Here is a 9,079-nt window from a genome sequence, read left to right on the forward strand (position 1 = left end):
ACTCTGAAGCTAATTCGATTTCAGTTGCTTCATAAAATTCTATTTCCACTCAAACTCCAATACATATGAGTACATAACGCCCGCTTAAGGGGCTGACAACGCTACTACCAAGTTTCCGCATAACACTAAAACCACCGAAACCAACGCACAGTAAAAATGCCACGCGTTGGAAGTCCCTCTTGAAGCGTTTGTTATGCAATTTTCATGCGGCCTTGAAAGACGGTTATTGCTTGCCCTGATAACTTAACTTGATTTTCACTCACTCGCTCTACGTCCACAAAACCACCTCGATTTGAGGCCTGATAACCTTTCAGATTCAATTTATTTAACTCTTTCGACCAATAAGCACACAAAGCACAATGCGCTGAACCTGTCACTGGATCTTCATTTACACCAACCCATGGAGCAAAATAACGCGATACAAAATCCACACCAGAATCTGATTTGGCTGTAACCAAAACACCACGACCTTTCAGTTTTGATAACCCACTGAAATCAGGCACAAGCTCGTTGAGAGTTGACTCACTGTTAATCACAACGAGTTGCTTATGATCAAACTCGCCATAAGCGATTAAACTCGATTGCGATAGACCTAACAAATTGAGTATATCTATGCTTGGAGAGACGTTCATATCAAGGTTTGGTGATGGAAATAACAAATGAATATTATTTTCATCAAGATGAGCAGTCAAAGTACCAGATAAGGTTTGAAACTCAAGAATCTCACCAGTTTTATACATTCCCTGCTCTTTTAAAACATGAGCCACCGCTAGTGTACCGTGGCCACATAAACTGACTTCAATTTCTGGAGTGAACCAGCGTAATTGCATCGTATCAAGTGACAAAAAAGCGGTTTCCGACACCGCCATTTCTGCAGCAATTGCCAACATTGTTGCTTCATCAAGGCTAGTATCAGTAATGCAAACTCCAGCAGGATTACCCTTGAATACTTCTGATGTAAATGAATCTACCTGAAAAATTCCGACTTCCACTCAATATCCTTTTATTTATTGACGAGGTTAAATAAGTTGCATAACGCCCGGTTAAGGGGCAACCAACGCTACTACCAATTTACTGCATAACACCGTAATCACAAAAACCAACGCATAATAAAAATGCCACGCGTTGGTTGTCCCTCTTGAACCGTTTGTTATAAGCCTGTTACAAAGTGTTCCTATATAAATCTTCAACTGGGAATACCATCGTATAATCATCCCAATTTAAATTACCATCCAACAATTCAAATGTTAAGAATTGGGAAGCATCTTTATACTTGTCATAATCAGGATGCCCATTACCAAAAATAAAAGGAGCAAAATCAACAACAGAAACATGCTTATCACTAAATTCAATTTCTAATATATGGTCTGCAACATGCTTAGTTTTGACCACTGATAACTCGTACATTTTTAACCTTATTTTTAACTGTGATAAGAGTTATGCTCTTTTCTTAGCAAAAGAATCAATCCAATCATTTACCATATAATCAGTATATCAATAAAAAAACTCTAAACCAGTCAGCTTAGTAGTAAAAATTGAGTGCAATCAGGCTTATAACGCCGCGTTAAGGGGTGAGCAACGCAACGACCAACCTTCCGCATTGCTCTAAAAACTAATAAAATCAACGCATAACAAAAATGCCACGCGTTGCGAATCCCTCTTGAACGCTTTGTTATGTACGTTTACACAATAAGCTCCATTCTGACCAAACCGTCCATTTCAGCGACCCTTTCGAACCCAAACTTACTATAAAGGCTAATTGCCGGATTTTCAGAAAACACATTTAGCCTAAGTCGGTTTAACTTTTTATACTTTAACTTTTCTAGTGCGTACTCTAAACACGAAAAGCCTATCCCTAAATTTTGATACTGAGTATCTATTTGCAGATCACGAATATAAAGTGCAATTTCATCACATGAAAATCGAATTATACCAACCCACTTTCCATCATATGTAACTGAGAAATTGGCGAATCGATACCAATTTTCTTCATATTCTTCATGGTTCCATGATAGATTTCTAGCCAAATAATACGTGTGCATATTTAGTCGTGTTAACTCTGAAGCTAATTCGATTTCAGTTGCTTCATAAAATTCTATTTCCACTCAAACTCCAATACATATGAGTACATAACGCCCGCTTAAGGGGCTGACAACGCTACTACCAAGTTTCCGCATAACACTGAAACCACCGAAGTCAACGCACAGTAAAAATGCCACGCGTTGGAAGTCCCTCTTGAAGCGTTTGTTATGCTTTATTACTCATTGATTACATTGAACTTTTACAAAATTCATTTGTTCGCAGCAGTTTAACTCAAAATGGCAAACCAGCCTATTTTCAGCAATCATTGTTGTCGATAAGATCCCAAACAAGTTGAAGCGAATTAGCCTGCGGAATCAATGAACCAGCAACACCAAAGGAAGAGACCTTTCAGCAACAATCGAACCTTTTACGCACACAATTTATCCAGAGCAGAGCCGGACAAAAACGCATATTCGCCGATAAACTTGCGCTAACCAAACACTTTCAGCAAGCAAGAAGCCAATGAGATCCCAAACATGCTGAAGCGAAATAGCCGGTGGAATCAATAAACAAGCAACAACAAAGAAAGCGACTTTTCAGCGACAATCGAACCTTTTGCACACACAATTTATCAGAGCAGAGTCGGCCGAAAAAGCACAAGCATCGTTCAACTTTCAATAGCAACCAAAAAGAACAATAAACTCATAATATCAATTAATTAGAATGGAAAACCTCTAAATCAGACTAAGTTTTCCCATTAAAATTTATATATTGATTTTGCTGAGGCTCAATAAAGCATAACGCCGCGTTAAGGGGTGAGCAACGCAACTACCAACTCACCGCATTGCACTAAAAACTAATAAAATCAAAGCATAACGAAAATGCCACGCGTTGCGAATCCCTCTTTAACGCCTTGTTAGGTCGGTGCCACAAGGTAACGCGTTTTCACCATTTGATTGAGCAAGACTTCCGAATGAACCAATTCAAGCGCAACTTGATTATCTAAATCACCAAACAACTTTATACCTGAACCTAAGAGTATTGGCATCGTAGTGATCGTTAGTTCATCAAGCACGTTAGCTCGTAACGCACTTTGGATTAATAAACCACCATCTATGTAAACAGATTCAAGGCCTTGAGAAGAAAGTTTATCCAGCATTACAGCGACACTACCTGAAATCAAGCTAGCTTTATCTGCAAATTCATCAGGAATAGATTGTAGTGAGCTACTGGCAACATACACATGTTTTTTATATGGCCAGAAACCGAAGGAAGCAACTTTTTCAAATGTATTTCTTCCCATAAGAAGCACATCAACCGTTGACATGAATTCTGAAAAACCAAAATCGCTACCGTCTGGGTTAACAACATTTTCCAGCCAATCTAGCTCACCATTTATTCCCGCTATGTATCCATCAAGGCTTTGAGCCATGTAAGCTGAAACTTTCACTTTTACCCCTAAGACCTAACGCCGCGTTAAGGGGTGAGCAACGCAACTACAAACTCACCGCATTACACTAAAAACTAATAAAATCAACGCATAACGAAAATGCCACGCGTTGCGAATCCCTCTTGAACGCTTTGTTAAATGCCTTGCACTAAACTCAAATTGCTTTAACCTTTATCACACTTTTTGTTTCGTCATCTATGGATTATTAGTATTTGGCTTAGCTTTACTACCTAACCAAGAACCATTATGACAACTACACTTCGTATTCGCTACCAAACTATTGTCATTGGAAACAATGATATACATCTATGCACTTTACGTGATAAACAACAGTTTAGCGACCCTAAAAATACGGCACAAAATTTAGGTATCTCTTCTGCTTCATGGCCAATTTTCGGGGTTGTTTGGCCATCCAGCTTAGTTCTAGCACACCATGTTCTTAACTTAGATACCAATAACAAACGAATTCTTGAAGTCGGTTGTGGCATTGGATTATCAAGCCTACTTCTGAATGAGCAAATGGCAAACATCACCGCCACGGATTATCATCCTGAAGTTGAAACATTCCTAGACAGAAACACTCAACTGAATAATCGGAAAAAAATTGCTTTCGAACGTGTCGATTGGGCAGATGCGAGCAGTCAACTCGGCCTTTTTGATTTAATCATTGGTAGCGACCTTTTATATGAAGACCAACACATCTCATTGTTGGCTCAGTTCATTCAAACTCATGCTAATCAGACATGCGATATTATTATTGTTGATCCAGACCGAGGTCGAAAAAATAAACTTAGCTCGAAAATGAGTGAATATGGATTTACGAGTGATCACATAAGACCAGACAATACCGATTATTTAGAGCAAAAATTTAAAGGTCACATACTCAGATTTTCGCGTACATCTGAAAGCATTTAACGCCCGGTTAAGGGGCAACCAACGCTACTGCCAACTTTCCGCATAACACCGTAATCACAAAAACCAACGCATAATAAAAATGCCACGCGTTGGTTGTCCCTCTTGAACCGTTTGTTAGTTGCGTTCTATCCATGAAGCCGGTAACTCTATAACATCAAGCATATAAGTTTTAGGTTCATATACTTGATTCTCCTCCGTTAGATAAACAACCGCAACATCACAGCCCAAAATCGACTTAATTTGTGAAAGACATACAAGCTGTGACTGTGAAAGACGATCGGACCCCTTTTTTACTTCTACAAAAAGGACTGAGCCATCTTCTTTGTAAAGAAATAAATCAGGTTCTCCTGATGTTAAGCCTTGCCTAAGCACTTTCAACATGGCTAATCGAGTAGGATTAATATATTTAGCAACAACAGCTCGGCCTTGATCGTATTTATCATTGTTTAATTCCCAATCACCTAATGCATAAAAAGCCGTTCCTTGCCAACCTAGCTCTAGATACTTTTTGAGAGCATAGTATTCACCAAAATGATAATTTGGTTGATTGTATACATCTTGAGGAACAAACAATGATTCGGGAATCCAGCCTTTATTACCATTTTTCCAATCATCCAGAAGAAATTGTGGATAAGAGAAAATTGTTTCCGTTATTTCAAAATTCATCGACTCTCCTTGAAGCAACTAACGCCCGCTTAAGGGGCTGACAACGCTACTACCAAGTTTCCGCATGACACCGTAACCACAAAAATCAACGCATAATAAAAATGCCACGCGTTGGAAGTCCCTCTTGAAGCGTTTGTTATGCGCGCTGTTAGAAGTAGTAACGAATACCACCGTAACCGCTGCTTATTGATACATCAAATGGCTTTATTTCAACACTTGTTGAGCGATAACCAACATGCAAATTAATGTTTTTATTGATAATAAAACCCAGCTCAACTCCCAACTGATAACCTAGCTCTGATTGAGAAATAGATAAACCGTCAGAAGCTACGTTACCTTTTAAGTTAACTGAACCGATACCACCAAGCAGGCTCAAATAAGCATCTGCTTGCTCATAATGCACAATAAATTTGGGCTTAATGTTTAAATAAACACCACTTCCTTTAACGCTAAACTCATCTTCTTCTGATACTTTACCAAAATGACGATACTCAGCTTCAACGCCAATCTTTACCGATTTATCAACATTAAACTCATAACCAACCACAGCGTTATAGCCAAAATCAGCGAAACTACTGGAGTTCTTAATTGATGAATTACTGAAATCTAGTTTAGTGCTGTTAAATAAAGCCCAATCTGCGCCAATATAGGATGTCCCTAAACTTGAGTTCTTCTGAGATTTTTCTGAAGTATCAGCTTGAGCCATAACCACAGAATTGAGTCCTAACACAGCTATGACTGAAACCAATAACTGATTTAATCTCATGTACTTACTCCATTTTATTTTGTATAAAAAACTTCCAACCAACTATAGCGCATAACGCCGCGTTAAGGGGTGAGCAACGCAACGACCAACTCACCGAATTACACTAAAAACTAATAAAATCAACGCATAACGAAAATGCCACGCGTTGCGAATCCCTCTTTAACGCTTTGTTATGTGCGTGTTTCAGATTGACACAGAATCCCTAACTCAGCCTGCTTCTTTTTACTTAAACCACTTGAAACAATTCTATAGGATTCAGATAGATAATAACGTAACTCATCATCAAGGCGACTTCCAGTTTCAGTTTGCTGAATCCATTTCATTCCTCGATTAGCAAAATATGGTACTGGTCTGTAACCATCACAATTACTCAGAAAATCAAAGTTCAGGTCTGACACCTTAAAAGTAAATGCCGATTTCCCATCAGAGCTCCAACCTCCGACCGCAAATACCTTATCGCCTACTTTCCATACATCAGAATTGCCCCATTGAACAACATGACTAGTAGCTGGGAAAGAGCCGCAAAATTCATTAAATTCATCGTAATTAATATTGTTCATCCTTGAAGCACATAACGCCGCGTTAAGGGGCAGCCAACGCTACTACCAAGCTTCCGCATAACACCGTAACCATAAAAACCAACGCATAATAAAAATGCCACGCGTTGGCTGTCCCTCTTGAACGCCTTGTTATACCGTTCTTATAGCGCTAGAATGACCTTTATAAAGACCACTTAAAGGACTCAGAATCTTAGCCGATGTAGCTGCAAGTATTACTGAATTAAAAGCTAATCCGATGAAAGTTGCAACAAGTGCATATGGTGAACCTGTCGCTGTACTTAACCGAAATGAACCAGCCTTTTACTGTGTTCCAGCAAAAGCATACGAAATGATGATGGATCGACTCGATGATCTCGAACTATTAGCGATTGCAAGAGAACGAGAGTCTGAAGAAAGCATTTCGGTAAACATCGATGACCTATAAACTTGATTTCAAAAATAGCGCGTTAAAAGAATGGAAAAAACTTGGCTCTACGCTGCAACAACAATTTAAAAAGAAACTCATTGAACGCTTAGAAAACCCACATGTACCAGCATCAAAACTCTCTGGCGCTGACAACATGTATAAAATAAAGCTACGTCAGTCTGGCTATCGTCTCGTTTACCAAGTAAAAGATGACGTCATCGTGGTAACGGTATTAGCAGTTGGAAAACGAGAGCGAAGTGATGTTTACCGTAGTGCAATGAAACGATTAGATGACTGATTAATATACCAATCAATGCCTCTTTTTTCGGCAAGGTATAACGCCCGCTTAAGGGGCTGACAACGCTACTACCAAGTTTCCGCATAACACCGTAACCACAAAAATCAACGCATAATAAAAATGCCACGCGTTGGAAGTCCCTCTTGAAGCGTTTGTTATGCTTTGTTACCTATTGATTACATTGAACTTTTACAATGTTCATTGGTTAAAGCCACTTTAACTCAAAATGATAAACTTGCCTACTTTCAGCAATCATTGATGCCGATAAGATCCCAAATAAGTTGAAGCGAAATAGCCTGCGGAATCAATGAACCAGCAACACCAAAGGAAGAGACCATTCAGCGACAAATGAACCTTTTGTGTGCACAATTTATCAGAGCAGAGCCGGAAAAAGCGCAAAAGCATCGATAAACTTGCGCTAACCAAACACTTTCAGCAAGCAAGAAGCCAATGAGATCCCAAACATGCTGAAGCGAAATAGCCTGCGGAATCAAAGAGCAAACAACACCAAAGGAAGAGACCGTTCAGCAACAATCGAACCTTTTGCGTACACAATTTATCAGGGCAAAGTTACCGAAAAAGCACAAGTATTGTTCAACTTTCAACCGCCACCAAAAAGAACAATAAACTCATAATATCAATGAATTAGAATAGGAAAACTTCTAAATCAGACTAAGTTTTCCCATTAAAATTTATATATTAATTTTGCTGAGGCTCCATAAAGCATAACGCCGCGTTAAGGGGTGAGCAACGCAACGACAAACTCACTGCATTACACTAAAAACCAATGAAATCAATGCATAACGACAATGCCACGCGTTGCGAATCCCTCTTGAACGCTTTGTTATGTACGTTGTACCGAATACACTGGAACCCAACCAATTTCACCCGTTGACCTCGAAACTCGATACCAAGAATTGAGTTCAAAAAGCACTGACAGTTTTTCACCGATGGCAGTATTCAGCTCAACATTATCATAGTCTTCAAGCATGATACCTACGGAATCACTTTCACTCTTTTCTATATACTGAATTGGAGCCCAACCTTGCTCACCTAAATCATTGGTAATAAAAATCCAGTTGGGAAATTCATCATCCATTTTACCAAGAGCTACTCTATCGCCTCGTTTCAAATAAAATGGATTTGGATATTCTGAGATATGATTTTCAAGAGCAACTACTTCCATATTATCTCCATAGTACATAACGCCGCGTTAAGGGGTGAGCAACGCGACTACCAACTCACCGCATTGCACTAAAAACTAATAAAATCAACGCATAACGAAAATGCCACGCGTTGCGAATCCCTCTTTAACGCTTTGTTAGCTGAATTTCTCCATGACAAAGTTGCACAGTTTTTGGCCGCGAACTTCTATGGTTTGTTCTTGTATCACATTGAAACCAAATCTCTCGTAAAACGGACGAGCTGTAATACTCACTTCAGAATAAAACCTAGTAATTCCTTGTAACTCACCCATTCTGAGTACATGTTCTATTAACTGTCGTCCGACTCCTTGACCTTGATATTCATGGTGACAAAAGAAATGATCAATTAATCCATTTTCTTGAAGATCACTATAACCAACAATTTTCCCGTCAATTTCAGCAACAAAAGGTGACAACGAGTTCATTTTTCGTTGCCAAATCTCAGAAGAAAAACCATCTGGAGCCCATGCTTCAACTTGGGCTTGCGAATAATCACGTAAGTTCACATTACGAACCGTATGATAAAAAATAGCCCATAAATCAATCGCATCTGATTCTTGATACTTTCTAATTTCGATCATGCTGATATTTACCACCATTCAGCTAACGCCGCGTTAAGGGGTGAGCAACGCAACTACCAACTCACCGCATTACACTAAAAACCAATAAAATCAACGCATAACGAAAATGCCGCGCGTTGCGAATCCCTCTTGAACGCTTTGTTATGTGTTGGCTTAAATCATACCAACGTAACTTTTTTGTCCTTTGATCCTTTCGCACCACGATTGGAT

General features: G+C 39.1%; 12 protein-coding genes. 3 read left to right on the forward strand and 9 right to left on the reverse strand.

The genetic code is table 11. The features are described from left to right. Positions 1–191 precede the first annotated feature (191 nt). The 4 genes from FKN88_RS16965 to FKN88_RS16980 all read right to left on the reverse strand — a co-directional run bounded on the left by FKN88_RS16965 (position 192) and on the right by FKN88_RS16980 (position 3,472). Entirely contained in the window at positions 192–992 is an 801-nt protein-coding gene (locus tag FKN88_RS16965; protein ID WP_154171010.1) for a PhzF family phenazine biosynthesis protein, read from the reverse strand. A gap of 169 nt (positions 993–1,161) precedes the next feature. Continuing rightward, on the reverse strand, positions 1,162–1,407 hold the full coding sequence (locus FKN88_RS16970) for a DUF2442 domain-containing protein (RefSeq protein WP_154171008.1): 246 nt from the start codon (positions 1,405–1,407) through the stop codon (positions 1,162–1,164). Positions 1,408–1,682: 275 nt separating this feature from the next. Next, the gene (locus FKN88_RS16975; RefSeq protein WP_154171007.1) at positions 1,683–2,105 is read right to left on the reverse strand and encodes an N-acetyltransferase; all 423 of its coding nucleotides are present in this window, start codon (positions 2,103–2,105) and stop codon (positions 1,683–1,685) included. 833 nt (positions 2,106–2,938) lie between these two features. After that, the gene (locus FKN88_RS16980; protein ID WP_306687754.1) at positions 2,939–3,472 is read right to left on the reverse strand and encodes a dihydrofolate reductase family protein; all 534 of its coding nucleotides are present in this window, start codon (positions 3,470–3,472) and stop codon (positions 2,939–2,941) included. A 246-nt stretch (positions 3,473–3,718) separates the two neighbouring features. Here FKN88_RS16980 and FKN88_RS16985 point away from each other — a divergent pair, with 246 nt between their 5' ends. After that, a complete protein-coding gene (locus tag FKN88_RS16985; RefSeq protein WP_154171029.1) occupies positions 3,719–4,387 on the forward strand; it encodes a methyltransferase in 669 nt (222 codons plus the stop codon). 114 nt (positions 4,388–4,501) lie between these two features. Here the strand turns inward: FKN88_RS16985 and FKN88_RS16990 are convergent, their stop codons facing one another. From FKN88_RS16990 to FKN88_RS17000, 3 genes are all read right to left on the reverse strand, one after another. Beyond that, a complete protein-coding gene (locus FKN88_RS16990; RefSeq protein ID WP_306687753.1) occupies positions 4,502–5,053 on the reverse strand; it encodes a VRR-NUC domain-containing protein in 552 nt (183 codons plus the stop codon). A 148-nt stretch (positions 5,054–5,201) separates the two neighbouring features. Continuing rightward, positions 5,202–5,819, reverse strand: a complete 618-nt coding sequence (locus FKN88_RS16995) for an outer membrane beta-barrel protein (RefSeq protein WP_306687752.1) — start codon at positions 5,817–5,819, stop codon at positions 5,202–5,204. A gap of 170 nt (positions 5,820–5,989) precedes the next feature. After that, positions 5,990–6,370, reverse strand: a complete 381-nt coding sequence (locus tag FKN88_RS17000; RefSeq protein WP_154171252.1) for an MmcQ/YjbR family DNA-binding protein — start codon at positions 6,368–6,370, stop codon at positions 5,990–5,992. 196 nt (positions 6,371–6,566) lie between these two features. Between FKN88_RS17000 and FKN88_RS17005 the strand changes: the two genes are divergently transcribed. Both FKN88_RS17005 and FKN88_RS17010 read left to right on the forward strand, forming a co-directional pair. Beyond that, positions 6,567–6,803: a type II toxin-antitoxin system Phd/YefM family antitoxin gene (locus FKN88_RS17005; protein ID WP_154170999.1), complete on the forward strand. Its 237-nt coding sequence runs from the start codon at positions 6,567–6,569 to the stop codon at positions 6,801–6,803. Then, on the forward strand, positions 6,793–7,083 hold the full coding sequence (locus FKN88_RS17010) for a type II toxin-antitoxin system RelE/ParE family toxin (protein ID WP_154170998.1): 291 nt from the start codon (positions 6,793–6,795) through the stop codon (positions 7,081–7,083). The genes FKN88_RS17005 and FKN88_RS17010 overlap by 11 nt, the downstream gene beginning before the upstream one ends. Positions 7,084–7,927: 844 nt before the next feature. Here FKN88_RS17010 and FKN88_RS17015 read toward each other — a convergent pair. Continuing rightward, entirely contained in the window at positions 7,928–8,269 is a 342-nt protein-coding gene (locus tag FKN88_RS17015; protein ID WP_154170997.1) for an SH3 domain-containing protein, read from the reverse strand. Positions 8,270–8,404: 135 nt separating this feature from the next. Continuing rightward, positions 8,405–8,869 (reverse strand): GNAT family N-acetyltransferase, encoded by a 465-nt coding sequence (locus tag FKN88_RS17020; protein ID WP_154170996.1) that lies wholly within the window; start codon positions 8,867–8,869, stop codon positions 8,405–8,407. Between the last annotated feature and the right edge of the window lie 210 nt (positions 8,870–9,079).

This window comes from Vibrio sp. 2017_1457_13, from assembly GCF_030851525.1.
Taxonomy (GTDB): Bacteria; Pseudomonadota; Gammaproteobacteria; order Enterobacterales; family Vibrionaceae; genus Vibrio; species Vibrio metschnikovii.